The following is a 24,643-nucleotide window of genomic DNA, read 5'->3' as shown; positions in this document are numbered from 1 at the left end:
TTCCCACCACCGTCTTTCTTTCCTTCCTTCCTCTATTCCATCCACCAAGACCATGACCGGAGGGTCATCATGGCCAAGGAACTCAGATTCGGTGAGACAGCCCGCGATCTTCTGCTGGCCGGCGTAGATCAGCTGGCCGATGCGGTGAAGTCGACGCTGGGGCCGAAGGGCCGCAACGTCATCCTGGAGAAGATCACCGGGTCGCCCGTCGTCACCAACGACGGCGTGACGATCGCACGGGAGATCTTCCTCAAGAACCAGTTCGAGAACATGGGCGCCCAGCTGGTCAAGGAAGCCGCGATCAAGACCAACGACATCGTCGGCGACGGCACCACCACGGCGACCGTGATCGCGCAGGCCATCATCCGCGAGGGTATGCACGCGATCGGCTCCGGCGGGAACCCCGTTCTGGTGAAACGGGGCATCGACCTGGCCGTCGGCAAGCTGGTCGACCGGCTGCGCGAGGTCGCGCACCCGGTCGTGACCGAGCAGGACTACGCGCGGGTGGCGGCGATCTCGGCGAACGACGACGACATCGTCGGCGCGGTGATCGCGAACGCTCTGCACACCGTCGGCGACGGCGGCATCGTGACGGTCGAGGAGTCCTCGATCAACGGGATGGGCGTGAACTTCGTCGAGGGGTTCGAGTTCGACAACGGGTACCTATCGCCGTACATGGTGACCGATCCGGGCAGCCTGCAGGCCGTCCTGGACAACCCGTACATCCTGTTGTGCAGCGAGAAGATCACCAAGGTCCAGGAGATCATGCCGCTGCTCGACAAGATCATGCGCGAGCCGCGTCCGCTGGTGATCATCGCCGAGAGCCTCGAAGGTACGGCGCTCAGCATGCTGGTGCACAACCACGTCAACGGGCTGTTCCAGTGCGTGGCGGTGAAGGCGCCCGGGTTCGGCGACCGGCGGCTGCACAAGCTGGAGGACATCGCGGCGATCACCGGCGGCGCGGTGTACAGCCGGCACTCGGGGTTCACCCTCGAGACGATGACGATCGACCAGCTGGGCCGCGCGGATCAGGTGCGGGTGACGGCCGACCGTACGGCGATCGTCGCGGGCACCGGGCACGACAAGGACGTGGCCTTCCGGATCGCGCAGCTGAGGTCGGAGCTCGAGCGGGCGACGTTCGGCGTCGACGAGGACGTCCTGACCGAGCGGATCGGCTCGTTGTCAGGCAAGGTCGCGGTGATCCGCGTCGGCGCGCCGACCCCGGCAGAGCTCAAGGAGCTCCAGCACCGGGTCGAGGACGCGCTGTCTGCGACGCGGGCCGCGATGGCCGAAGGGATCGTCGCGGGCGGCGGCATGGCCCTCCTGCATGCCGCATCAGCCCTCGATGGTCTGGACGTCAAGGGCGATTACAAGACCGGCGTCGATATCGTGCGCCGGGCGCTGCGCGAACCGGCGTACCTGATCGCCGCGAACGCCGGCTACAACGGCGCTGAGGTGCTGGAACGTACGTCGCAGATGGGAGTCGACGAGGGCTTCGACGCTCTGGACGGCGTCTACGGAAACATGCTCGCGATGGGCATCATCGACCCGCTCCGAGTGGCGCGCTCGGCCTTGCAGAACGGCGCGTCGGTGGCCGGTCTTCTGTTGACGACCAACACCCTCATCGCGGAGGAGCAGACGCCGTGGGGCGGCAGTGCCGCCCTGATGACGGAGTACGGCGCACTGGACGAAGGGCTGCACCAGCCGAGCCCCGACTCCAGCACGCCGCAGTCCCTCGGCCTCGGGCCGTCGGTCGGCTAGCAGTGCGTGGAATGGCTGGGGGTCGTTCGGAGACCCCCAGCCATTGAGTCACGTGAAGATACTGACGCCACCCGGGCCGACCAGCAGACCGATGATGATCAGGGCTGCGCCCCACATCACCTGGCCGCGGAACAGCGAGACAATGCCGGACACGACGAGGATCACCGCGATGATCCACAGGATGAATACCATGCTTCCTTCCCTTCGTCCGTTGTGATCCCCGTGTCGCGCTCCGGTGCCCGGGCCGTCGCCCCGCAAAACCCTGGGACCCCCACGTCGGGGTCGGGACATATATCCGGTGAAGGCCCTGTGACGGGGACGATCTGGAGGTGGCGGTGGGTGACGGGGAGTTGTGGCGGCGGGCGATGGACGGGGAGCCGGAGGTGTTCGGCGAGCTGTTCGATCGGCATGCCAAGGCGGTGTACAACTTCGTGTTCCGGCGGATCGGGTCGTGGAGTGACGCCGAGGACCTGACCTCGCTGGTGTTCCTGCACGCCTGGCGCCGCCGCGCCGACGTGGTGCTCGTGCACGACTCGGCGTTGCCGTGGTTGTTCCGTACGGCGGACTTCGTGGTCCGCAACGAGCGTCGCCGGCAGCGGTTCCGGTGGCTCAACCTCGCCCGGCAGACGCCCGCGACGGACGAACCCGATCATGCGGATCAGGTCGCGGCGCAGGTCGACGACGAACGGGAGGCGAGGCGGCTGCGGGCGTTGCTGCGGAAGTTGCCGCGGCACGAGCAGGAGATCGTCGAACTGTGCTTCTGGAGCGGACTCGATGCCCAGTCCGCCGCCGTCGCGCTCGACGTACCGCTCGGCACCGTGAAATCCCGGCTGTCGCGGGCCCGCAAGCGCCTGCGCGATCTCAGCGTCGACGTACCGGAGGACGAGGCTTTGGAGAGACTGCCATGAACGAGCTACTCACCCGCCGCACCGACCGGCCGCTGCCGCCCGGCGCACACGAGAAGCTGCGCGCCGAACTGCTCGCGGCGATCGAGACCGAGCCGGTCCGCCGGCCGCGACGGATCCTCGCCCCGGCGCTCGCGGCCGCCTCCGTCCTGATCGTGGTTGTCGGCCTGGTGGTCGCCGTACGGGCGTTTAAGACCGACAGTGCACCGCCTGCGACCGGTCCGGCGAAGACGAGGACGTTGACCGCCGAGGAGACCGCGACCCTTCGCACGCAGTGCCTGGCCGAGGCGAACCGGATCACCAGCAAGTCGCTGCCGCATCCGTTCACGGACTACAAGGTGATCAGCGCGTTCGAGTTCACCGGCGTGAAGGATCCGAACGTGGTGAACACCTGGCTGATCGGGTCCGGCCTGCAGACGTACCCGACGGGACCGAAGGGCTTTCAGCGCGAGAGCCATCCGGCGTACTGGCTGTGTAGTCGCACCGCCGGTGGGGTGGTCAGCGAGCCCAGCATCCGCTTCAGCCCCGGAGCCCGCCTGACCGGAGACCCGATGATGCGGATCGCCCGCAACGCGGGCGTCTACACCAAGTCGGTCGCCCGGGTCACCGTGCAGCCGAAGGGGCAGGCGCCGGTCGAGGCGTTCCTGCAGGACGGGTTCTGGTTCGCGCCGACCGTTGGCCGCACCAACTGGGGACCGTACGACGCCGACGACAACGGGTTCAACGACTTCGTGGTCCGCGGGTACGACGCCGTGGGCAAGCTGATCGTCACCGATCGTGGCATCGACCCGACCGCCGCGCCGGTGACCTGTCCGGTGGTGGTCATCACGCTGCCGAACGGGAAGGACGACACGGTCCCGAAGACTCCGACGCCGCCGGAATGCCGCGAGTACCGTTGGCCGTCCTGACCGTCGGTGATCACACTTGCAGACTTTTTGGCAGGTTTGATCAGTTTTAGTCTTGCCGTGAGTCGGCCGCTCGGGGTGAGATATCTACATGACGCAGACGCGGGCCGCGGGCGCGGTGGACGGACAGGGGTTCTCGTACCGTCCGTTCATCTGGCTGGCGGTCGCGACGTTCTCGATGGGGATCGACGGGTACGTGCTGGCCGGTCTGCTCCCGCAGATCGCCGGCGACCTGAACGTCACGGCCGCGGCCGCCGGGCAGCTGATGTCGGTGTTCGCGTTCACCGCCGCGCTGGCCGGTCCGGTGCTCGGCACGCTGACGTCACGCTGGGAACGCCGTACGACGATCGCACTCGCGCTGGCCGTGTTCGTGCTGGGCAACCTGATCGTCGGGATCGCGACGAACTACCCGATCGCACTCGGCGGCCGGGTGATCGCGGCGCTCGGCGGCTGTCTGCTGAACGCGGCCGTCACCGGGTACGTGATCGCGCTGACGCCGCCTGAGCACCACGGCAAGGCGCTGTCGTTCGTCCTCGGCGGCTGGATGACCGCGACCGCCCTCGGCGTACCGATCGGCCTGGTGATCGGGCAGTCGAGCTGGCGGTTCCCGATGATCATGGTCGCGGTGGTCGGCACGATCGCACTCGTCGGCATCCTGCTCCGGCTCCCCCAGCTGCACCTGCCCGGCGGATCGCTCGTCGACCGTCTCCGGCCCTTGAAGCAGCCGCGGCTCCTCGCCGGGCTGCTCGTCACCACCGGCATCCTCTGCAGCAGCTACACCTGCTTCACCTACGCGACCCTGATCCTCGGCCCACATTTCAAGGCCCACTGGGCGATCATCCTGATCATGTTCGGGTACGGCGTCTCGAGCATGGCGGGCAATGCGATCACCGGCCGGCTCGTCGACCGCTTCAGCGCGATCCGCGTGCTGACCGTGGTCCTCATCGGCCTGCTGCTGAACTCGATCCTCGGCATGGTCGCGCTGATGTTCGCCCCGGCTGTCGTGGCCGCGGTCTGGGGCCTGGTCTGGTTCTTCTCCGCGGGCGTCGGCAACGGCGGTGGCGCCGTACCTCAGCAGGCTCGCCTCGCAACCATGGCACCGGACTCGGCGACAATCGTGATCGCTCTGAACGGCAGCGCGATCTCGCTCGGCTCGGCCCTCGGCAGCGCCCTCGGCGGCGTCGCCCTGACAGCTGGCTCCTCGCCGGACGGCCTCCTCGGCGTCGCCGGCGTCATCCTCGCGATCACCGTCACCCTGCACCTCCTGGTCACCCGCGCAACCCGCCGCGCCACCGTGGCCTAGCGCACCCCCGGTCCAGCGCACTCCCGGGTCTAGCGCAGTCCCGGGTCTAGCGCAGTCCCGGGTCTAGCGCACTCCCGGTCTAGCGCACTCCCGGGTCTAGCGCACTCCCGGGTCTAGCGCACTCCCGGTCTAGCGCACTCCCGGTCTAGCGCACTCCCGGGTCTAGCGCACTCCCGGTCTGGCGTCAGCCGGACCTAGCGCCAGCCGCGGCGGGCGGCCTGGAGGCCGGCCTGGAAGCGGCTCGTGGCGCCTAGCTCCTCCTGGACCTGAGCGATGCGCCGACGCAGCGTTCGGCCGCTCACGCCGAGCTGACGGGCGATCGCCTCGTCCTTCATCCCGCTCGCCAGCAGATTCACCAGCGTCTGGTTGGGATCCGCGTTCTCGGACAACCGCAGCGGCGTGGCCTGACCCCACAGCTGGTCGAACAGGACCTGCAGCGCACTCGTCAACGCCGAGTCGGACACGACCACGGCTCGCGGTTGCCCCGGAGTCGACGGCCCGCCGGCCAGCGGCAAGATCGCGGTGGTGCCATCGACGATCAGCAGCTTGACCGGCACCTGCGGCAGCACCCGGGACTGCTCGCCCCGCTCGGCCATCGACCGCAACCGATCGACCCAGCCCGGATGGTCGAGCACCTCGGCCGCGTAGATCGACCGGAACCGCACTCCGCGATCGAGCAGCGCCAGCTCCGCGCCCGATACCTGCGCGCTCCCATCAGCGACGTACGGCGGGGTGTCCGTGCCGACGGCCTGCTGAGTGGCACCGCGCAGCATGTCATCGATCCGCGCCTCGATCGCGTCCCGGCCGACCGCGATCTCGATCAGCCGGCTCGGCTCGGCCTGCAACTGACCGGCACTGAACTCACGGGCGAGCTGATCGGTCATCGCCGCGACCCCGTCCAGGGCGGCCCGCCGTTCGCGGACGAGCATGCCCAACCCGGACCGCGGATCGACCGGCGCCGGCGAGGCTTCCGACCCACTCCGCACCAGCCCGGCCGCGACGAGCCGGTCAACAGCCTGCGTTACCGCTTTATCCGGTAACTCGAGGAGCTCACCCAGTTGACCCACCGGCGCACCCGGATCGCGCAGGAGCTGCCGATAGACCTGGGCATCGATTCCTGACAGCCCAACTGCTTCCCAATCAGCCACTCGTCGAGGGTAGTTGGCCGGGATCGGCGTTTGGCCGGAATGGGCGGCGCAATCGCGAGATCTGGGCTTAGCGTGTCCCAGGAAACGTCGCCTGTCCGAGGAGTGAACTGTGCGTCTGCATGCTGGCCGCAAGACGATCGCGCTGGTCGGCGCCGTCGTCAGCGCGCTTCTGGTCGGCTCCGGAGCCGACATCGCGACCGCCGATCCGACCGAGCCCGCTTTCGCTCCGCAGTCGATCGTCTGGCCGACCCAGACCGACGGCTACGTGCTCGGCGGCGTCACCTGCGGTACCAAAACCGGCACTGAAACCGGTGCTGCGACCTGTCCGGCCGAGGTGCTCGCCACGCACAACGGCGGCAAGACCTGGACCACCGCCGGCCGCACCCACAACGGGCTCGCGAAGAGCGGCGAGCCGGGCCTGACCAGCCTGCAGTTCGCGAACGCGAAGTTCGGCTGGGCGTACGACCCGTACCTCGAGGTCACCAAGGACGGCGGCAAGACCTGGACGCAGGTCCCGGTGCCCGGCGGTGACGCCAAGATCCTCAACCTGCTCGCCGCCCCCGACGGCACCTACGTCATCACGTCAGGGTGCGAGATCGGCACCGGCATCTGCGACGACCGCCCACTGAAGGTCTGGCGCGCGCCCGCCGGCAAGTCCACCGGCTGGAAGCAGCTCGACGTCCAGGTCGCAGCCGACGATCACGTCGCCATGGACGCCGAAGGCTCGACGGTCTACTTCCTGGCCGCGCCGTTCGTCGGCTCCGGCCGCCTGTCGACGATCCGCAACGGCTCGGTCGGACCGACGAGCACAGTCACCTGTGCCGACGCCGAGGACGCCACGATGACCGACCTCGCGACGAATGGTCCCGGTCGCGTCTACGTCCTCTGCATGGCGAACTTCGGCCGCGGCCACTCCGACAAGACCCTCCTGGTCTCCGGCGACGGCGGCAAGACCTTCCGGTACGACGCCATTCCCGGCGGGCTCGGTCTGGCCGGCCAGCTGTCGGTCGAGCCGGACGGCGCGGTCATGCTCTCCACGCTCACCGCGAGCCTGGTCTACAACCGCCCGACGCTGTCGAAGTCGTGGCGCATCGACCAGGAATGGCTCGAGAACAGCGAGCACATCCACGACCTGGTCCAGCAGAACGATACGACGGCGTGGGTCGTCGAGCGCGATGCGGCGTACACCCAGAACACGCAGCTCTGGGTGAGCCATGACGCCGGCGCGAGCTGGCAGCAGACCACTCTCGTCCCGGCGTGACGCCGATCCACTCAGGAGTACAACTGTGATCTCTTTGCGCCGGTTCGCGGTCCCGCTCGCGCTGCTCCTCGTCGCCGGTTCGACGACGGCGGCAGCCGCGGATACCCAGGAACCACCGAAGGTTGTCGCGAGCTGCGACCAGAACGTCAAGCCGGGCGAGTACACCTGCTTCGCGCAGCGGCGGGCCGACCTGGGGTTCCGCGCCAAGGCGCTGGGCGGTGCGCCGGCCGGGTACGGTCCGTCCGACCTGCAGTCGGCGTACAAGTTGCCCTCAGCAACGGCGGGCCAAGGGCAACGGATCTACATCGTCGATGCGTACGACGACCCGACCGCCGAGGCCGACCTCGCGGTCTACCGGAAGCAATTTGGTATACCAGAGTGCACGACCGCGAACGGCTGCTTCCAGAAGCTCAACCAGGACGGGCTGCCCAGTCCGCTGCCCGCTCCGTCGCGTTCGTGGTCCGGTGAGATCTCGCTCGACCTCGACATGGTGTCCGCGATCTGCCCGAACTGCGGGATCACGCTGATCGAGTCAGACTCTCCCAGCGACGACCTGCTCAAGGCCGTGAAGACCGCGAACGAGCTGGGCGCGAAGTTCGTCTCGCTGAGCTGGGGCGGACCGGAGTCGTCCGACCTGGCCGAGCTCGACAAGACGTACTTCAACCCGCGCGGTGTCGTGTACGCGGCGTCCACCGGTGACTACGACTACGACGCCGGCGTCTCCTACCCCGCCAGCTCCCCGGCCACGACCGCGATCGGCGGTACGACGCTCACCAAGGACGACTCGTCCCGCGGCTGGACCGAGACGGTCTGGAACAACGGACCCGGCCAGGGCACCGGCTCGGGCTGCTCGAGCACGATCGCCAAGCCGAGCTGGCAGTCGGTGATCCCGGCAACGACCTGCGCGAAGCGTGCGATCGCGGACGTCTCCGCGGTCGCCGACCCGGCCAACGGTGTCGCGGTATACCAAACCACCGGAGGCTCCGGCTGGGCCGTGTACGGCGGAACTAGCGCGGCTGCACCGGTCATCGCCGCCACCTACGCACTTGCCGGTGACCCCGCTCCGGACTCCCGTCCGGCCGGATACCCGTACGGGGCCACCGGCAATCTCAACGATGTTGTCGAAGGCAACAACGGCGAGTGCACCCCGGCTCCGCTGTGCACGGCGCAGCCCGGCTGGGACGGCCCCACCGGCCTCGGTACGCCGATCGGCACCCGCGCCCTGACCTCACCGACCAAGGCCAACCGGATCACGGTCACCGCACCGACCCAGCAGTTCAACGCGTCCGGCGATGTCGTCGTACTGCGGGCACGTGCGACGGACTCGGGCCACGGCCTGGTCAGGTTCTCGGCGACCGGTCTGCCCGCCGGGCTCAAGATCGACGCGCTGAGCGGGATCATCTACGGACGACCGACCACGCCCGGGACCTATTCGGTGACGGTCACAGGAACCGACTCCACCAAGGCGCGCGGCAACACCGTGATGAGCTGGGTGGTGAGCACCCGGAAGAATGCCGTGGTCAACGGGGACTTCGAGTCCGGCGCAGGCGGCTGGACCGAGACTCCGGACGTGATCCGGGCCGACGGTCAGTACAGCCACAGCGGGCTGGGATACGCCTGGCTCGGCGGCACCGGTACGACGCACACCGACTCGCTGAGCCAGCGGGTGAGCCTCCCCTCGTTCGGGCATCCGACGCTGCGGTTCGCGTTGCGGGTTGCCGGTGGTGATGACGTGCTCCAGTTGACCGTGGACGGTCACGCGGTGAAGACCTTCAGCCGAACTACGGCGTCGTACGCGATGCAGTCGGTCGACCTCACGCCGTACCGGGGCAAGACCGTCACGCTGGACTGGACCAGCACGGAGAACGAAGGTGCGCCGACGACATTCCTGCTCGACGACGTCTCGGTGAACTAGAATTCGGCTATGGCCGAAAAGCTACGGACGGTGCTGGCGGCGACGCCGTCGTTCCGCGACATGGTGTTCGGGGCGGCGAGCGTCGCGCGGTTGGAGGCGCTCGGGGACGTCGTCGTACTCGATGATCCCGGGGACGCGGCGGCGTTGACGGCGGCGTTGCCCGGGGCCGACGTACTGATCACGTCGTGGGGTGCGACGCCGCTGACCGCGGAGGTTCTGGATTACGCGGATCGGTTGCGGTTGATCGCGCACAGCGCCTCGTCGGTGAAGCATTTCGTCACCGACGAGGTGTTCCGGCGTGGACTGCGGATCACGCAGGCGGGTCAGGCGATGGCGGAGCCGGTGGCCGAGGTGTCGCTTGCGTTCACGTTGAGCCTCCTGCACCGGATCCAGCGCTTCGACCACCAGATGCACGACGGCGCCTGGCGGGTCGCCGCGCCGCCGCAGCACGGGCTCACGTCGTCGCGGATCGGCGTCGTCGGGGCATCGCGGACCGGCGTCGAGTACATCCGGATGCTGGTCGCACTCGGCGCGGAGGTGGTTGTCTACGACCCGTATCTGACCGACGATCGCGCGGACCAACTCGGCGTACGCCGGACCACGCTCGACGACCTGCTCCGAACCAGCAGGGTCGTCGCTCTGCACGCGCCGACCCTGCCCGAGACCCACCACATGATCGGCGCGCGCGAGCTCGCACTGATGCCCGACGGCTCGTCCCTGGTCAACACCGCCCGCTCTTGGCTGATCGACTCCCCCGCACTCCTCGCCGAACTTCGAACGGGCCGGCTCGACGCAGCGCTGGATGTGTTCGACGAGGAGCCGCTGCCGGCCGACAGCCCGTACCGGACCCTCGCCAACGTCCTGCTGACCCCGCACCAGGCGGCGGCGACCGTCGAGTGCTACCTCGAGATGGGCGAGATCACCGCCGCCGAGGTCGAGCGCTTCGCAGTGGGCGAGCCGCTCGAGTACGAGCTCACCGAAGCGGCGCTCGCTCGTATGGGCTAACAGACGGTCGCTGAGGCCGTCCGCACGGCCTGGCGGTGCAGGGCGTCGAGGTGGTGGCGGATCTCGCCGGTCGCGGTGGACACGACGAGCGAGATGTCGCAGCGGAGACCGGTCTGACGGAGGTGGTCGACGCGGACCAGCTCGGCCAGCAGTTGGGTGGTCAGCGCGTCGAGCTTCTCGCGGATGACGTTGAGGTCGGGCCCGCTGGTAGGAGCCTTGTCCGGGTGGGCGGCCCAGTACGCCAGCAGACCCCGCTGGACGACCTTGCTCGCATCGATCTGCGCCTGGAAGAACGCAGCGGTGGAGTCCGGGTCGATACCCAGCTGAACCGCGGACTGACGAACCGAGTCGAGGATCTGCTGCTCGCGGACCGGGTCGTCGACCGGCTTCCCGCTGAAGTACTTCGACGCCGCGACGTCGTCACCGATCACGATCCGCTGGATCATCAGCTCGGTGAGCCCGTCGAACGTCGCCGCCCGGGTCTCGTGAACGCCGACCGGCGCAGTCGACTCAGTCGGCGCAGTCAGCACGGTCGTCGCGTTAGCGGTCGGTGAAAGCAGCGCGAATCCGCCGACCGTGCTCGCGGCCACGGCTCCGGTGATCAGCTTTCGCAGCACGTTTGTTCCACCCTCTCCAGTGACAGTCCAGGACGGCTCGCGACTGTACGCCGCACCGGGTGCACGCCTGTTCACTTTCAAGAATCTCGAACCCATCCGGCCTGCGAGCGGCTCCGAAGTACCGGTGTCAGCCAACCTCGTCAGGAAAGAGATGACGTCATGTCCAAGCACCTCACCCGCGCCGGTCTCGCCCTCAGCGCGCTGGCACTCGCCGTGACCGCGTCCGCCTGTGGTGGTTCCGACGACAACAGCAGCTCCGCCGGTGCGCCGGCCAGCTCCGCCAGTACGCCGTCCGCGAGCACGACCCCGTCGATGAGCGAAGCGGCGTCCGCCATGGTCGGCCCGGGCTGCGCCGCCTACGCGAAGGCCAACCCGAGCGGCGCCGGCTCGATCGACGGGATGGCGGCCGCCCCGGTAGCAACCGCAGCCTCGGGCAACCCGCTGCTGACGACCCTGGTCGCGGCCGTCTCCGGCAAGCTCAACCCGAAGGTCGACCTGGTCTCCACGCTCAACGGCGGCGAGTTCACCGTCTTCGCCCCGGTCGACACGGCCTTCGCGAAGATCCCGGCCGCGACCGTGAACACGCTCAAGACCAACGATGCGCTGCTGACCAAGATCCTCACGTACCACGTGGTCGCCGGTCAGCTCGACCCGTCCGCGGTCGTCGGCACCCACCCGACCGTGGAGAAGCAGACCGTCACGGTCACCGGCTCGGGCGACAGCCTGAAGGTGAACGGCGCGAACGTGATCTGCGGCGGCGTACGGACCGCGAACGCTACGGTGTACCTGATCGACTCCGTACTGATGCCCCCGGCAAGCTGACCCGTGAACGAACCCACCGCGCTTCCCTGGCCCGTCGGATCGCCTGTGCGATCCGACGGTGACCTCCTCGCGCTCACCGCGACCGGTGACACGGCCGCGTTCAGCGCCCTCTACGACCGGGTCGCCCCCTGGGTGTTCGGCCTGGTACGCCGGATCCTGCGCAACCCGGCCCAGTCTGAGGAGGTCACGCAGGAGGTCATGATCGACGTCTGGCGGACGGCCACCAGGTACGACGCCGACCGCGGTTCGGCGCACTCGTGGATCCTCACGATCGCGCACCGCCGGGCGGTCGACCGGGTGCGCTCCGAGCAGGCCTCGGCGGATCGGACCGACCTGGCCGGCGCCCGGTCCGTCGAGGTCGACTTCGACCAGGTCGCGGACACTGTCAGCACGCGCCTCGAGGCAGAGCAGGTACGGCGCTGCCTCGGGGCGCTGACCGATCTGCAGCGCGAGTCGATCGAGATGGCGTATTACAACGGTTACACGTACCCGGAAGTGGCCCAGCAGCTCGGGGCCAAGCTTCCGACCATCAAGGCGAGAATGCGCGACGGCCTGATCCGCCTCCGCGACTGCCTCGGCACCACGGAGGGGCAAAGGTCATGACGGATCCCGACGTACACACCCTGACCGGCCCGTACGTTCTCGACGCACTGCCGTCCGACGAACGCACGCGTTTCGAGGCGCACCTCACCGAGTGCACGTTCTGCACCACGGAGGTCGCCGAACTGCGACAGGCCGCAGTCAAGCTCGCCACTCAGGTCTCGACCCCACCGCCCCCCGGGCTGAAGGCGAACGTGATGGCGGCGATCGAGGACGTTCGCCAACTGCCCCCGCAGGTACCAGTCGCCGCCTCGACGCCGAAGCCTCAACGCTTCACCCGGCGCTCGGTGCTCGCCCTTGCCGCAGCGGCACTCGCGGTCGCGGCTGCCGGCGGAGTCGCGATCGATCAGTACCAGGACCGTTCTGCCGCGGAGCGCGCCAACCAGCAGATGGCCGCAGTACTGGCCCAGCCCGACGCCCGCACCGTCCACGGCACCGTCGAGGGCGGCGGCCAAGCCACAGTCGTCCTGTCCACAAAGGCCGACAAATCAGTCGTCGTACTCCGCGATCTCCCGAAGCTCCCCAAGAACCACATCTGGCAACTCTGGATGATGGACCCAGCCAACAAGGCCACCTCAATCGGCCTCTCCACCGGCGACATCACCCAACTCGTCAACGGCTCCACCACCGGAATGGCAACCTTCGGCCTAACCATCGAACCCGACGGCGGCTCCCCCACCCCAACCCTCCCAGCCGCAGCCGTAGTCCCACTAACCTAAAGAAGAAACAAAAGAAAAGAAAAGAAAGAGGGTTATTCAGAAGCCTTGGGTGAGCCTGCAAGGAAGAGGTTAAAGAAAGGAACAGAGAAAAGAAGAGATACTGAGGGGGGTCGACCTCGGTGATCGACAGCGAGTTTGACAGCGCCCGCTTGGCGTGTCGAAGCAGACATCGACCCATCGCGATCGAGGACCAAGTGCGAGCCTTTGGTGGTCCGCCGGCGCTCGGCTTGTATCGGCAGGTGGTGCCGGTGGTGATGTATCTGCGGCAGAACGTGGCTCAGACCCGACGCCGGCGGCCACCCGGTCGGCTAGTTCGCCGAGTCGTGGAGAAGGGTCCCGGGCCGGTACGCCGAGTCGTGGACAGCGGCTGCAAAAAATCGCCAGAACCCACGACTCGACGAACCCGACACCGGATCCGCCTGGTGTGTGAGCGGGGCCTACTTCGAGCACAGGCACGACTTGGCGGTGCAAGCCAACCCCGGACCGGACATCGAAGCATCTCTTCTTCTCTGATCTTCAAGCTCTTCCCACGGTCCCACCGCGCTTCCGCGGCGCGGACTGACCCAGGACTTCTGAATAGTCCTCAAAGAAGAGAAATAGAGTGGTGGCTGGCTTCGGAGATTAGCCGTAGGTTTGTTGGCACGACAGAAATGGAGAGGGACTTGGACGCGTGCGCGCAAGCATGCGTTGCGGAGGTTGAAAGAGGTGTGCGGCGCCAACCGCTGAAGCCAACCACCACTACATCTTTCTTTCCTTTTCTCTTCTTTTGTTCTGGAGTTTGGCTTTCTGGGCGGACTGTTGGGCTAGTAGTCTCGCGGGATGGTGGAGGCGGGTGCTGAGGTACGGGCTCGGGTGCAGGAGAGTTTTGGGCGGCAGGGGTTGATGGAGCACCTGGGGGCGCGGGTCTCGTATGTCGGGGCTGGTGAGGTGCGGATCGAGTTGCCTAGCCGGCCTGAGGTTACGCAGCAGCATGGGTATTTTCATGCGGGGGCTACCAGCTCGATCGCGGATAGTGCGGGTGGGTACGCGGCCTTCACCCTGTTCCCCGAGGGGACGACCGTGCTCACGGTTGAGTTCAAGATCAATCTGCTTGCGCCGGCGGAGGGTGAGCGGCTCGAGGCTGTCGGCACGGTGATCAAGGCGGGGCGGACGCTGACGATCTGCAAGCTTGAGGTGTTCGCGGTCGCGGGTGACCGCCGGACGCTGGTTGCTGTCGGTCAGCAGACGCTGATCCAGGTCGAGGCCCGGCCTGAGCGCTGAAAACTTGTTCTCATCGCAGCGATGAGTTCGGCCCTCGCCGCCGGTCTGTATTGGTGTGAAGCAATCTTCTGCACGAATGACAGGTCAACAACGATGGGTTCTAGGGCTGACCTCCTTGGGGTCGGTCATGGTCGCGTTGGACACCCTCGTGGTCGCTGCTGCCCTGACCACGATCCGGAGCGACCTCGGCGCGTCGGCCGAGCAGCTCGAATGGACGGTCAACGCCTATGGGTTGAGTTTCGCGATGCTTCTGATGACGGCCGCCGCGATCGGCGACCGTCTGGGCCGGCGACGTACTTATGCGGCCGGGCTGGCTCTGTTCACCGCGGCCTCCATCGCGTGTGCGCTGGCCACCACGCTGCCGTTCCTGATCGCGGCCCGGGCCGTGCAGGGCGTCGGCGCGGCGATGGTGATGCCGTTGGCGATGGGCCTGCTCGGCGCGGCGTTCCCGCCGGAGCGACGCGGTCAGGCGATCGGCGTGTTCAGCGGCGTGACCGGTATCGCCGTACTCGGTGGACCGCTGATCGGCGGCGCGGTGACCGAAGGGCTGTCGTGGCAGTGGATCTTCTGGATCAACGTGCCGATCGGCGTGGTCGCGATCGCGTTGGTGCTCGCGAAGATCCCGGAAAGCACCGGACCCGCGAGGCGGCTGGACCTGATCGGCGCGGTGCTGATCAGTCTCGCCGTACTGGGGCTGGTCTGGGGCACGGTCCGCGGCGAGTCGGCCGGCTGGACAAGTGCCGAAGTACTCACGGCGTTCGCGATCGGGGTCGTGATGCTGGTGGCGTTCGGGCTGTGGGAACGGCGGACCGACCACGCGATGGTGCCGCTGGCATTCTTCCGCAACAGGACGTTCACGGCGTCGAACTCGGCCGGCTTCTTCCTCACCGCTGCGCTGATCAGCGCAGTCTTCTTCCTCTCGCAGTACATGCAGGCAGAGCTCGGGTCGGCGCCGTTCAAGGCCGGACTCCAACTGCTGCCGTGGACGGCGACGTTATTCATCGTGGGGCCGATCGCGGGCCGGCTGGTCGATCGCATCGGTGAGCGTCCGCTCGTCGTCGTCGGTATGGCGTTGCAGGCGATCGGCATGCTGTGGCTGAGCCGAGGCGCCGATCAGTACTACGAACTCGTCGCACCGCTGGTGATCTGCGGCTGCGGGATCTCGTTGGCGATGCCCGCGGCGCAAAGCGCGGCGATGTCTTCGCTACCGCGGGAAGCCGTCGGGATCGCGTCCGGCATCTACAGCATGAACCGTCAGCTCGGCGGCGCGGCCGGGGTCGCCGTACTCGGATCCGTCTTCACGGCGGCCGGTGGCTACACGGGTAACGGATTCGAGCGGGCGCTCGCGGGTGGCGGCGTACTGTCGTTGCTCGGGGCGCTCTCGGGCTTGGCGATCGCGGCGCGGCGACGTCGTACCGGAACCGGTGACCGGGTCGACGAGTTGGTGGTGGAAGGAGTCTGATGAACCTCGAGGAGAAGTTCGCAGAGCACCGGGGCGGGCTGGTGGCGCACTGCTACCGGATGCTCGGCTCGCTGCACGACGCCGAGGACGCGGTCCAGGAGACGTACCTGCGCGCGTGGCGGGGTCATGCGGACTTCGAGCACCGTTCGACGATCCGCACCTGGCTGTACCGGATCGCCACCAACGTGTGCCTGAACCTCCTGCAGCACAGCAGCCGCCGGGTCGTCCCGTCGGCGCTGGGTGCCCCGGGCAACGACCCCGAGGACCTGCACGCGCAAACGCTCGAGGTGCCGTGGCTGGAACCGTTCCCGGATCAGTTGCTCGGGGCGGATCCGGCCACGGTGGTCGGCGACCGGCAGAGCTTGCGTCTGGCAATGGTTGCCGCGATGCAACATCTTCCGCCGCGGCAACGCGCGGTACTGATCCTGCGCGAGGTGCTCACCTGGCCGGCCGCCGACGTTGCATCGTTGCTCGACACAACGACTGCGGCCGTCAACAGCTCGCTGCAGCGGGCGCGGGCCGAGCTCGCCCGGCTGAAGCCGCGTGAGGACGAGCTGCGCGAACCGCCCGAGCCGTTGCGGCGGGCTCTGCTCGACCAGTTCCAGGCGGCGATGGAGAGCAAGGACCTCGTCGTACTGGAAGGGCTGTTCACCGAGGACGCGCGGTGGGAGATGCCGCCGATCCCGACCTGGTTCAGCGGTCGTCCCGACGTACTGCGGCTGCTCGACTCCAAGCTGCGGCCCGGTCCGGATCAACGGGCGCTCGTCGAGACGTCGGCGAACGGTCAGCCGGCCTTCGCGCTCTACATCCGGGGCACCGACGACCAGTACCACGCGCACTCGATCAAGGCGCTGACGCTGACTTCCGCGGGCATCTCGTCGGTGCTCGGTTTCCACCAACCTGCTTTGTTTCCGGCCTTCGGGCTGCCTCTGATCCACAGGAGCTGATTTCGATGTCATTGGCAACTACTCTGCGGGAGCTGCACGTTCCCGGTACTCCGCTCGTCGTACCGAACGCCTGGGATGCGGCGTCGGCGCGGGTCATCGAGGCGGCCGGCTTCGGCGCGGTCGCCACCAGCAGTAACGCCACGGCGGCAATCCTCGGGTACGACGACGGCGAGCACGTGCCGGTCGACGACGTACTCGCCGCTGCGACGCATATCGCGCGCTCGGTGTCCGTGCCGGTCACAGTCGACTTCGAACGCGGATACCGGCTGGCACCGGCCGAACTGGTCGAACGCTTCCTCGCCACCGGCGCCGTCGGCCTGAACCTCGAGGACTCCGATCCGGCGACCGGAGAGATGGTCGATCCGGCCGAGCAGGCGGACTTCCTCGCCGCGGTTCGCGCCGCAGCCGGGGATGCACTCGTCATCAACGCTCGCATCGACGCCTTCATCCGCAAGGCCGGTTCGGCGGAGGAACAGTTACAGACCGCTCTCGATCGCGCGGACCGCTACTTCGCCGCCGGCGCCGACTGCGTGTACCCGATCGGGGCCGGCGAACTCGACCTGATCGGCACACTGACGACGCAGATCGACGGCCCGGTGAACGTCGCGTACGGGCAGGGCGCGCACTCGGTCGCCGACTACACAGCGCGAGGAGTCGCCCGGATCAGCTTCGGCCCGATGTTCCAGCGCCACCTGTACGGCGTGTTCGCGGGCGCCGTACTGCCGGCCCTGCAAGCGGACCGGAATCCGTTTGCCGGTTGATCACCCCTTGTGTGGAATGACCGCGATCGGGTAATAACGGCGTTGGTAGAGCAAGGCAACCATCGATAGAACGGGGAAAGACGATGGGCATGTTCGACAACATGAAGGACAAGGCCACCGATCTCGTCAACGAGCACGGTGAGCAGGTCGGCGAGGGCCTCGACAAGGCCGGCGACTTCGTCGACGAGAAGACCGGCGGCAAGTACGGCGACAAGATCGACCAGGGCACCGACGCCGCCAAGGACCAGCTGGACAACCTCGACGGCGAGAACGACGACATCCCGGACGACCAGTCCTGACAATCCCGGCCGTTCGAGGGGGGATTCGCCCCCTCGAACGGCGGGTCAGCGCCAGATGACGGCTTCGACCTCGCGGCGCTGCTCGGAGAACAGGCCGTTGTCGGCGGCCTTCGTCAACAGCTCGCGTAGGTCCGCCTCGAAGGCGGGCAGCTGCGCGCCGAGCTGATGCGGCGTCGAGCTCGACAGCGAGAACACCGCAGCGACGACATCGCCCACGGTGCGCTCCTCGATTTCGTTGCCACCGACGACTACCCGCGTCGGTCCGCGGTACCCGGCGGCGCGCATCACCGTCTCCTCCCCCGGACGCGTTCCAGCGGGCAGCACGCTCTGACCGGCACGCCGTACCGGACCGAGGTAGCGCGCCACAAGTCCCTCGATCGCCTTCCACGGCGGGCGCGGATGCGGCAGATCGTCCGCGCCGTCGAGCCCGCGATGGGTGGTCGCACCCACATGTACCCAGGCACCGTCGGACTCGAGCATGCCGCGCACCCGGTCCGCGACCAGCGCCTGATCCATCCAGTGGAACGACTGCGCGAACGACACGACCTGGAACGTCCCGAGCTCCCCCGGCAACTCCTCCGCCCGCATCTGCCGCCATTTCACATTGCTCAACTTCTGCTCAGCGGCCCGCGATGCGGCAACCTCGACCATCTCACCGTCCGCATCCACCCCGACCGCTTCCGCGAAGTACGGCGCCAACAGCAACGTCAGCGAACCGGGACCACAGCCGACGTCCAGCAACCGTCCGAGACCGTCCAAACCCAGCGCGTCCCTGATCGCCTCCCCCAACGCCACTGGGTAAGCCATCCGCCCCACCGCGTAGTGCCGAGCACTCCCGGCATACAAGCTCGCATCCCACTGCCAGTCCCAGTCGTTGGTCACCGAGCGAGGCTACCGACCGCGCCGAACGAGGCGCACACTCTTTTGTGGGGGAAGGAGGGGGCTCATGTGGTCATCGGACGGATGGGATGTGCGCACCCGACTCGGAGTACTGATACCGCACGGCGACGTGGGCCCCGAGTCAGAACTACAGGCCATGGCACCGGACGGTATCTGCATCCACTCGGCCCGCGTTCCGTTCGGCGCGATGGCGGCCGGCGGATTGATGGATCCGACGATCCCGCTGGCACCCGTACAGGCCTTCGTCGAACCGCCCGCGATCGACGAAGCCACGGCCCTGCTGGCCGCCGCACCGATCAATGCCATCGGCATCGGCTTCACCAGCTCGTCGTACGTCGGCGGCCCGGACGGCGAACGCAAGGTAGTCGATCGCTTGACTGAACGCGCCGGTCTGCCGGTGGTCGCACCGTGTGCAGCTGCGGTCGCCGGATTCGGTGCGCTAGGCATCGATCGCATTGCGTTGTTCAACCCGCCTTGGTTCGATTCCGAACTGGACCGCTACGGCGCGGAGTACTTCCGGTCCCAAGGCCTGGAAGTCGTCGTCCACGCGTCCTGCGAACTACCGAGCAACCAACGCAGCGTCAACCCTTCAGAACTCTTCGCCTGGATCGTTGGGCACACCCCGGCAGACGCACATGCGGTCTTCATCGGAGGCAACGGCTTCCGCGCAGTCGGTGTAATCGGCGCCCTGGAAGAGGATCTGCGGGTTCCGGTGGTGACGGCGAACTCCGCATTGCTCTGGGGCTTGCTCCAGGCTGCCCGTAGCGCGGCCCGCCCGACCACCTACGGCCAACTCTTCGGCGTGCGGTAGGCAACGACACTCAGCGGACACTCAGCTGCTGATCAGAAACGCCGGAAGGGGTGCATTTAAAGGGATTTGCGTCGTAGGCTGCATGCCCAAGGGGATGTGGGGCACGGCAGGGGGTACTGCGCGATGCTGGATTTTTGCCTGGGCTCGGGGATGGGAAAGTGACTTCGCTGCGGCGGATCCTGATCTGGATTTCAGGAGCCTCCGCAGGGCTGGGGGCTGCGTTGGCGGCGACGATTCCGTTCGAGAACGCGGAGCTGATCGACATCTCGCGTCGTGGTGGTACGGCGGGGGCACATCACGTCGCCGTCGATCTGGCCGAGCCGGCGTCGTGGCCGGTGGTGGACGACGACTTCCAGCAACGGATCGCGACCAACGATCCGGAAGTGGTGATCTTCATCCACAACGCCGGGACGTTGACGCCACTCGGATCGGCCGATCACGTCGACACCGCGCAGTACACGCGCAACGTGCTGCTCAACTCGGCTGCCGCCCAGGTGCTCGGGCACTCGTTCCTGCGCGCCGTGTCAGGCCGGCAGTGCGAGCAGCACCTGATCATGATCTCGTCCGGCGCCGCGATGCGGCCGCACGAAGGTGAGGCGAGCTACTGCGCGGGCAAGGCCGGGATCGACCAGTGGGTGCGTACGGTCGGGCTGGAGCAGCGGCGCCGAAGTCCCGGCTGCCGGGTGATCTCCGTGTCACCCGGCGCACTCGACACCGATATGCAGGCCGAGCTCCGGGCCTCCAGTCCCGCCGAAGTCCCGGAGTCGACCCGCTTCCGCGAGATGGACGCACTCGGCCAACTCTCGAAACCCGAGAACGTTGCCCGCATCATCTGGTCGCTTCTCGACCGCGACCTGGAGAGCGGCGCAGTCCTACACGTTCACGACCTGATCTGACAGCTCAGCGGGACACCTGCACTCAGCGACAACTCCTGACGCTGATCGCCATGCCGAATCACAACCGTCGTGTCCCGATCCGCTGTCAGTACGGCGTTTGCACCGGCCGGAGACCACTCCAGGTCGACGCCGACGCCGCCACGCGCACGCAGGCCGGTGATCGCGCCTTCGGGCCACTCGGCCGGAAGCGCGGGGAAGATCTCGAGCTCGTCCGTGTGGCTCTGCAGCAGCATCTCCGCGATCCCGGCGGTGGCGCCGAAGTTCCCGTCGATCTGGAACGGCGGGTGCGCGCAGAAGAGGTTCGGGTACAGGCCGGAACCGTCGCCGACATAGTCCGTCCCGGAGTCGCCCGCGGGCTTGAGCAGCTCGCGGACGAGGCGGTGTGCGGCTGCGCCGTCGCGCAGTCTGGCCCACAGCGAGATCCGCCAGGCGAGCGACCAGCCGGTGCTCTTGTCGCCGCGGAGTTCGAGCGTTCGGGCTGCGGCTCGCGCGAGTTCCGGCGTACCGTCCGGGGTGATCTGGTCGCCGGGGTGCAGGCCGATGAGGTGGGAGGTGTGCCGGTGGTGCGGCTCGGCTTCGGGCAGGTCCTCGAGCCACTCCTGTAGTTGCCCTCGGCCACCAATTTGCGGGTTGGGAATCCGCTTGCGGGCTTTAGCCAGGTCGTCGATGAGCGGGTCGGTCAGATCGAGCTCGTTGGCCGTTTGCGTGCAGCGGTCGAACAGATCGGCGATCAGCGACAGGTCCATCGTCGAGGAGGTCGTGACCGAGGCGGGGCTGCCGTCCGCGGCGATGTATTCGTTCTCCGGTGAGGTGGACGGCGCGGTGCCGAGGGTGCCGTCCGGGAGTTCGATCAGCCAGTCGAGGCAGAACTCGGCGGCGCCCCGCAGTACCGGCCAGACGTCTTGGAGGTACTCGCGGTCGCCGGTGAAGGCGAAGTGGTCCCAGAGGTGGCGGCACATCCAGACGCCGGCCATCGGCCAGTTCGCCCACTTCGGGTTGCCGTCGACGGGCGCGGTCCAGCACCACGCGTCGGCGTTGTGATGCGCGGCCCAGCCCTTGGCGCCGTACAGGTCCTCGGCCGTACGACGTCCTGCTTCGGCGAGGTTCTTGACGTACGTGAGCAGCGGCTCGTGGCACTCGGACAGGGATGTGGTCTCGGCCGGCCAGTAGTTCATCTCGGTGTTGATGTTGACCGTGTAGTTGCTGCTCCACGGCGGCTGGAGGTGCTCGTTCCAGATGCCCTGCAGGTTGGTCGGCAGGCCGCCGGCGCGGGAGCTGGCGATCATCAGGTAGCGGCCGAAGTTGTAGATCAGCGCGGCCAGGCCGGGATCGTCGGACGCATCCGCCAGCCGACGGTCGGTGGTCAGGTCCGCGGTCGACGGCAGCGTGAGGATCGAACGCCGGAAGAGACTCTGATAGTCGGCGACGTGTTCATCGTGCAGCTCTTCCGATCGGTCCAGCGCGTTGAGAACGGCGGCGTCGGCGGCCTCTCGGCATTCGGGTGCCGTGCGGGTCGGCGGAGTGTGCGGGCCTTCGTAGCCGGTGGCGGTCGAGAGCACGAGCAGCAGTTGCGTCGAGTTACTGATCGTCAGCGCCTCGTCGGTCGACGTGATGGATCCGTCGGTACGGGCGCGGAGTACGACGGCGGCGTTCATCCCGCGGTCGTCGCCGTCGGAGTACTCGATCTCCATGCCGGCCCGGCCGTGCGGCGGCGGGACGGACGACGGGCAGGTGGCGAGCAGCGCGAGCCCGTTGTCGCCGACTGCCTCCGTCGTTGCGCGGAGTTGCGAGGTCAGGCTGATCGTCACGTCGAGTGGCTGCGAGGCGCCCAGACGTAGGATCAATGCCTGCGCCGGCGCGCTGACGAAGACCTCCTGCCAGACGTCGACTCCCGCGACCTCGTACTCGGATCGCGCGACCGCGGTGTCCAGATCAAGCCGGCGTCGGTACTTCGTGACCTCGCCGTCGACCCGGAAATCGAGCAGCAGATCGCCGAGCGGGAGATACGCCTGCGAGTGCCCGCTGTGGAACCCGTGCGCGAGCTCCTCGGCCGTGCGTACGTCGCCCGCGGCCAGCGCGGCGCGGATCCGATCCACCGCGGCGGCGCCGACCTCGCCGACCGGCGTGGCCAGGCGTCGGGTGGTCTCGGGGCTGCCGGACCAGAGGGTCTCGTCGTTCAGCGCGATCCGGTCCTGGCCGGGGCCGCCGAACGCCATCGCGCCGATCCGGCCGTTGCCGAGCGGCAACGCCTCCAGCCAGTTCGCCGCCGGGGCGTCGTACGTCAGTTCGGTGGCCGCCGCAGTCATCCGATCTCTCATGCGCTGATCCTCCCCCGAGCGCGTGCCGCCACGCGACCGGGGGTCCAGCTGGCGGTCAGGGCCTGCCTAAGCTGCCTTGGCGAACTGGGTCGCGTACAGGTCGGCGTACAGGCCGCCCGCGGCGAGGAGTTCGTCGTGGGTGCCGCGTTCGCGGATGCGGCCCTCGTCGAGGACGAGGATGACGTCGGCGTTGCGGATGGTCGACAGCCGGTGCGCGATGACGAGCGACGTACGACCGACCAGCGCGTTGGCTAGTGCCGCCTGGACCGCGGCCTCGGACTCGGAGTCGAGGTGGGCGGTCGCCTCGTCGAGGATGACGATCGACGGGGACTTGAGCAGGAGCCGGGCGATCGCAAGGCGCTGGCGCTCACCACCGGACAACCGGTAGCCGCGATCGCCGACCACAGTGTCGAGGCCGTCGGGCAGGCTGTTGACGAGCGTCGCGATCTGGGCGCCTTCGAGCGCTTTCTGCAGATCGTCGTCGCTGGCATCCGGGCGAGCCAGGAGCAGGTTGGCGCGGATCGTGTCGTGGTACATGTGCGAGTCCTGGGTGACGACGCCGATCGCCGCGCGGAGAGAGCTCTGCGTGACTTCACGTACGTCGTGGCCGCCGACGAGGACGGCTCCGCCGGTTGCGTCGTACATGCGGGAGACGAGCGAGGACAGCGTCGACTTGCCGGCGCCGGACGGGCCTACGACGGCGACCAGCTGGCCGGGCTCGACGGTGAACGTGACGTCCTTGAGGACCTCTTCACCGGTCTCGGCCGACAGCGTCGCGACCGACTCGAGCGAGGCGAGCGAGACCTCTTGGGCCGACGGGTAGTGGAACGACACGTGGTCGAACTCGATCGACGGCTCCACGGTCCGCGGCAGCTCGCGCGCATCCTTGCGGTCGGCAACCATCGGCGGGAGGTCGAGGACCTCGAGCACGCGCTCGAAGCTGACCAGCGTGGTCATCACGTCGACCTGGATGTTGGACAGGGCGGTCAGCGGGCCGTACAGGCGGTTCAGGTACGCCGTCAGGGCAACGACCGTACCGATGCCGAGGGCACCTTCTACCGCGAAGACACCGCCGACGCCGTACACCAGGGCGACTGCGAGCGCGGCGACCAGTGTCAGCGAGACGCGGAAGATGCTGCCGTACATGGCGGTGGTGACGCCGATGTCGCGGACGCGGGCGGCCTTGCCCGCGAAGTCACGCGACGAGTCCTGGGTCCGGCCGAAGACCTTGGCCAGCACCGCACCGGCGACGTTGAAGCGCTCGGTCATGGTCTGGGCCATCGTGGCGTTCAGCTTGTACGTCTCGGCGGTTGCCTCACGCAACTTGCCGGCGAGGAGCCGGGCCGGGATGACGAACAGCGGCATGACGACGAGGGCGAGCAGGGTGATCTGCCACGACATCACGAACATCGCGCCGAGGACGAGGGCGACGCTGAGCAGGTTGCTGACGACGTTCGACAGTGTCGAGGTGAACGCCTGCTGGGCGCCGAGGACGTCGCCGTTGAGCCGCTGGATCAGGGCGCCGGTCTGCGTCCGGCTGAAGAAGGCAACGGGCAGTTGCTGCACGTGGTCGAAGACGGCGGTGCGGAGGTCGTAGACGAGACCTTCACCGATGCGCGCGGAGAACCAGCGCTCGCCGAGGGTGATCGCGCTGTTCGCGACCGCCAGCATGGCGACGACGAACGCGAGCCAGACGACGACCTGGGCGTGGCCCGGGACGATCCCCTTGTCGATGATCGCGCGGAACAGCAGCGGCGTGACCGCGCCGGTCCCGGCGTCGAACGCGACGAGTACGAGGAAGAAGGCAAGGTAGCCGCGGTACGGACGGGCAAACCCGAGAATCCGCCGGAGCGTGCCGGCGGAAAGCTTGTGGTGACGAACGGAGGAGTCTTTCATCAGCGAGCGCATCGCACGCCCGCCTCCGCCTCCCCCGCCAGGAAGTCCAGAAATCTGTGACATACAGACCCTTTCGGCAGGGAACAGTTATACTGAGGTTAACTCACTATGAGACAACCTCACAAGATCCCC

The 24,643-nt window shown here is 67.8% G+C and carries 23 protein-coding genes; 17 read left to right on the top strand and 6 right to left on the bottom strand.

Features of this window, described 5'->3' with window-relative positions; all coding sequences use genetic code 11:
• The first annotated feature begins 66 nt into the window (after positions 1 to 66).
• Complete coding sequence (groL, locus tag ACQPYH_RS11220) at positions 67 to 1,761, top strand: chaperonin GroEL (protein WP_432894378.1); 1,695 nt, start codon at positions 67 to 69, stop codon at positions 1,759 to 1,761.
• A gap of 48 nt (positions 1,762 to 1,809) precedes the next feature.
• Here the strand turns inward: groL and ACQPYH_RS11215 are convergent, their stop codons facing one another.
• A complete protein-coding gene (locus ACQPYH_RS11215) occupies positions 1,810 to 1,953 on the bottom strand; it encodes a GPGG-motif small membrane protein (protein ID WP_170989620.1) in 144 nt (47 codons plus the stop codon).
• A gap of 143 nt (positions 1,954 to 2,096) precedes the next feature.
• On the opposite strand from ACQPYH_RS11215, the gene ACQPYH_RS11210 reads away from it, so the two are divergent.
• The 3 genes from ACQPYH_RS11210 to ACQPYH_RS11200 all read left to right on the top strand — a co-directional run bounded on the left by ACQPYH_RS11210 (position 2,097) and on the right by ACQPYH_RS11200 (position 4,874).
• Complete coding sequence (locus ACQPYH_RS11210) at positions 2,097 to 2,669, top strand: RNA polymerase sigma factor (RefSeq protein ID WP_432889785.1); 573 nt, start codon at positions 2,097 to 2,099, stop codon at positions 2,667 to 2,669.
• Positions 2,666 to 3,574: a hypothetical protein gene (locus tag ACQPYH_RS11205; protein ID WP_432889783.1), complete on the top strand. Its 909-nt coding sequence runs from the start codon at positions 2,666 to 2,668 to the stop codon at positions 3,572 to 3,574. Before ACQPYH_RS11210 ends, ACQPYH_RS11205 begins: the two co-directional genes overlap by 4 nt.
• Positions 3,575 to 3,662: 88 nt before the next feature.
• A complete protein-coding gene (locus tag ACQPYH_RS11200; protein WP_432889781.1) occupies positions 3,663 to 4,874 on the top strand; it encodes an MFS transporter in 1,212 nt (403 codons plus the stop codon).
• Positions 4,875 to 5,068: 194 nt separating this feature from the next.
• On the opposite strand, the gene ACQPYH_RS11195 is transcribed toward ACQPYH_RS11200, so the two are convergent.
• Positions 5,069 to 6,022 (bottom strand): MarR family transcriptional regulator, encoded by a 954-nt coding sequence (locus ACQPYH_RS11195; protein ID WP_432889779.1) that lies wholly within the window; start codon positions 6,020 to 6,022, stop codon positions 5,069 to 5,071.
• A gap of 109 nt (positions 6,023 to 6,131) precedes the next feature.
• On the opposite strand from ACQPYH_RS11195, the gene ACQPYH_RS11190 reads away from it, so the two are divergent.
• Genes ACQPYH_RS11190 through ACQPYH_RS11180 form a run of 3 tightly spaced genes read left to right on the top strand, consistent with a single transcriptional unit; the run spans position 6,132 to position 10,203 of the window.
• Entirely contained in the window at positions 6,132 to 7,283 is a 1,152-nt protein-coding gene (locus ACQPYH_RS11190; RefSeq protein ID WP_432889777.1) for a WD40/YVTN/BNR-like repeat-containing protein, read from the top strand.
• A gap of 25 nt (positions 7,284 to 7,308) precedes the next feature.
• Positions 7,309 to 9,198 (top strand): putative Ig domain-containing protein, encoded by a 1,890-nt coding sequence (locus tag ACQPYH_RS11185; protein WP_432889775.1) that lies wholly within the window; start codon positions 7,309 to 7,311, stop codon positions 9,196 to 9,198.
• A 9-nt stretch (positions 9,199 to 9,207) separates the two neighbouring features.
• Entirely contained in the window at positions 9,208 to 10,203 is a 996-nt protein-coding gene (locus tag ACQPYH_RS11180; protein ID WP_432889773.1) for a hydroxyacid dehydrogenase, read from the top strand.
• Here the strand turns inward: ACQPYH_RS11180 and aroQ are convergent.
• Positions 10,200 to 10,820 (bottom strand): gamma subclass chorismate mutase AroQ, encoded by a 621-nt coding sequence (aroQ, locus tag ACQPYH_RS11175; RefSeq protein ID WP_432889771.1) that lies wholly within the window; start codon positions 10,818 to 10,820, stop codon positions 10,200 to 10,202. The genes ACQPYH_RS11180 and aroQ overlap by 4 nt on opposite strands.
• A 159-nt stretch (positions 10,821 to 10,979) precedes the next feature.
• Between aroQ and ACQPYH_RS11170 the strand changes: the two genes are divergently transcribed.
• The 8 genes from ACQPYH_RS11170 (at position 10,980) to ACQPYH_RS11135 (ending at position 17,690) form a co-directional block, all read left to right on the top strand.
• Positions 10,980 to 11,642 carry a fasciclin domain-containing protein gene (locus ACQPYH_RS11170; RefSeq protein ID WP_432889769.1) on the top strand — a complete coding sequence of 221 codons (663 nt, stop codon included), beginning with the start codon at positions 10,980 to 10,982 and terminating at the stop codon, positions 11,640 to 11,642.
• A gap of 45 nt (positions 11,643 to 11,687) precedes the next feature.
• Positions 11,688 to 12,245 carry an ECF RNA polymerase sigma factor SigK gene (gene sigK / locus ACQPYH_RS11165; RefSeq protein ID WP_432889767.1) on the top strand — a complete coding sequence of 186 codons (558 nt, stop codon included), beginning with the start codon at positions 11,688 to 11,690 and terminating at the stop codon, positions 12,243 to 12,245.
• On the top strand, positions 12,242 to 12,961 hold the full coding sequence (locus tag ACQPYH_RS11160; protein WP_432889765.1) for an anti-sigma factor: 720 nt from the start codon (positions 12,242 to 12,244) through the stop codon (positions 12,959 to 12,961). Before sigK ends, ACQPYH_RS11160 begins: the two co-directional genes overlap by 4 nt.
• An 819-nt stretch (positions 12,962 to 13,780) precedes the next feature.
• Positions 13,781 to 14,221: a PaaI family thioesterase gene (locus tag ACQPYH_RS11155; protein ID WP_432889763.1), complete on the top strand. Its 441-nt coding sequence runs from the start codon at positions 13,781 to 13,783 to the stop codon at positions 14,219 to 14,221.
• 127 nt (positions 14,222 to 14,348) lie between these two features.
• Complete coding sequence (locus ACQPYH_RS11150; RefSeq protein ID WP_432889761.1) at positions 14,349 to 15,683, top strand: DHA2 family efflux MFS transporter permease subunit; 1,335 nt, start codon at positions 14,349 to 14,351, stop codon at positions 15,681 to 15,683.
• On the top strand, positions 15,683 to 16,630 hold the full coding sequence (locus ACQPYH_RS11145) for a sigma-70 family RNA polymerase sigma factor (RefSeq protein ID WP_432889759.1): 948 nt from the start codon (positions 15,683 to 15,685) through the stop codon (positions 16,628 to 16,630). The genes ACQPYH_RS11150 and ACQPYH_RS11145 overlap by 1 nt, the downstream gene beginning before the upstream one ends.
• Before the next feature lie 5 nt (positions 16,631 to 16,635).
• Positions 16,636 to 17,391 carry an isocitrate lyase/PEP mutase family protein gene (locus ACQPYH_RS11140; RefSeq protein WP_432889757.1) on the top strand — a complete coding sequence of 252 codons (756 nt, stop codon included), beginning with the start codon at positions 16,636 to 16,638 and terminating at the stop codon, positions 17,389 to 17,391.
• A gap of 83 nt (positions 17,392 to 17,474) precedes the next feature.
• Positions 17,475 to 17,690 carry an antitoxin gene (locus tag ACQPYH_RS11135; RefSeq protein ID WP_432889755.1) on the top strand — a complete coding sequence of 72 codons (216 nt, stop codon included), beginning with the start codon at positions 17,475 to 17,477 and terminating at the stop codon, positions 17,688 to 17,690.
• A 45-nt stretch (positions 17,691 to 17,735) separates the two neighbouring features.
• On the opposite strand, the gene ACQPYH_RS11130 is transcribed toward ACQPYH_RS11135, so the two are convergent.
• Entirely contained in the window at positions 17,736 to 18,572 is an 837-nt protein-coding gene (locus ACQPYH_RS11130; protein ID WP_432889753.1) for a class I SAM-dependent methyltransferase, read from the bottom strand.
• Positions 18,573 to 18,636: 64 nt separating this feature from the next.
• On the opposite strand from ACQPYH_RS11130, the gene ACQPYH_RS11125 reads away from it, so the two are divergent.
• Both ACQPYH_RS11125 and ACQPYH_RS11120 read left to right on the top strand, forming a co-directional pair.
• Positions 18,637 to 19,401, top strand: a complete 765-nt coding sequence (locus ACQPYH_RS11125) for a maleate cis-trans isomerase family protein (RefSeq protein WP_432889751.1) — start codon at positions 18,637 to 18,639, stop codon at positions 19,399 to 19,401.
• Between the two features lie 158 nt (positions 19,402 to 19,559).
• The gene (locus tag ACQPYH_RS11120) at positions 19,560 to 20,297 is read left to right on the top strand and encodes an SDR family NAD(P)-dependent oxidoreductase (protein WP_432889749.1); all 738 of its coding nucleotides are present in this window, start codon (positions 19,560 to 19,562) and stop codon (positions 20,295 to 20,297) included.
• Here the strand turns inward: ACQPYH_RS11120 and ACQPYH_RS11115 are convergent.
• Together ACQPYH_RS11115 and ACQPYH_RS11110 are read right to left on the bottom strand one after the other, a co-directional pair.
• Entirely contained in the window at positions 20,282 to 22,615 is a 2,334-nt protein-coding gene (locus ACQPYH_RS11115) for a glycosyl hydrolase family 95 catalytic domain-containing protein (RefSeq protein ID WP_432889747.1), read from the bottom strand. The two genes, ACQPYH_RS11120 and ACQPYH_RS11115, sit on opposite strands and share 16 nt — an antisense overlap.
• Before the next feature lie 66 nt (positions 22,616 to 22,681).
• Positions 22,682 to 24,523: an ABC transporter ATP-binding protein gene (locus ACQPYH_RS11110; protein WP_432889745.1), complete on the bottom strand. Its 1,842-nt coding sequence runs from the start codon at positions 24,521 to 24,523 to the stop codon at positions 22,682 to 22,684.
• Positions 24,524 to 24,643: the final 120 nt, after the last annotated feature.

Source organism: Kribbella sp. CA-245084, assembly GCF_050942355.1.
Classification (GTDB): domain Bacteria; phylum Actinomycetota; class Actinomycetes; order Propionibacteriales; family Kribbellaceae; genus Kribbella.
This window is presented reverse-complemented; position numbering and strand designations above follow the sequence as displayed.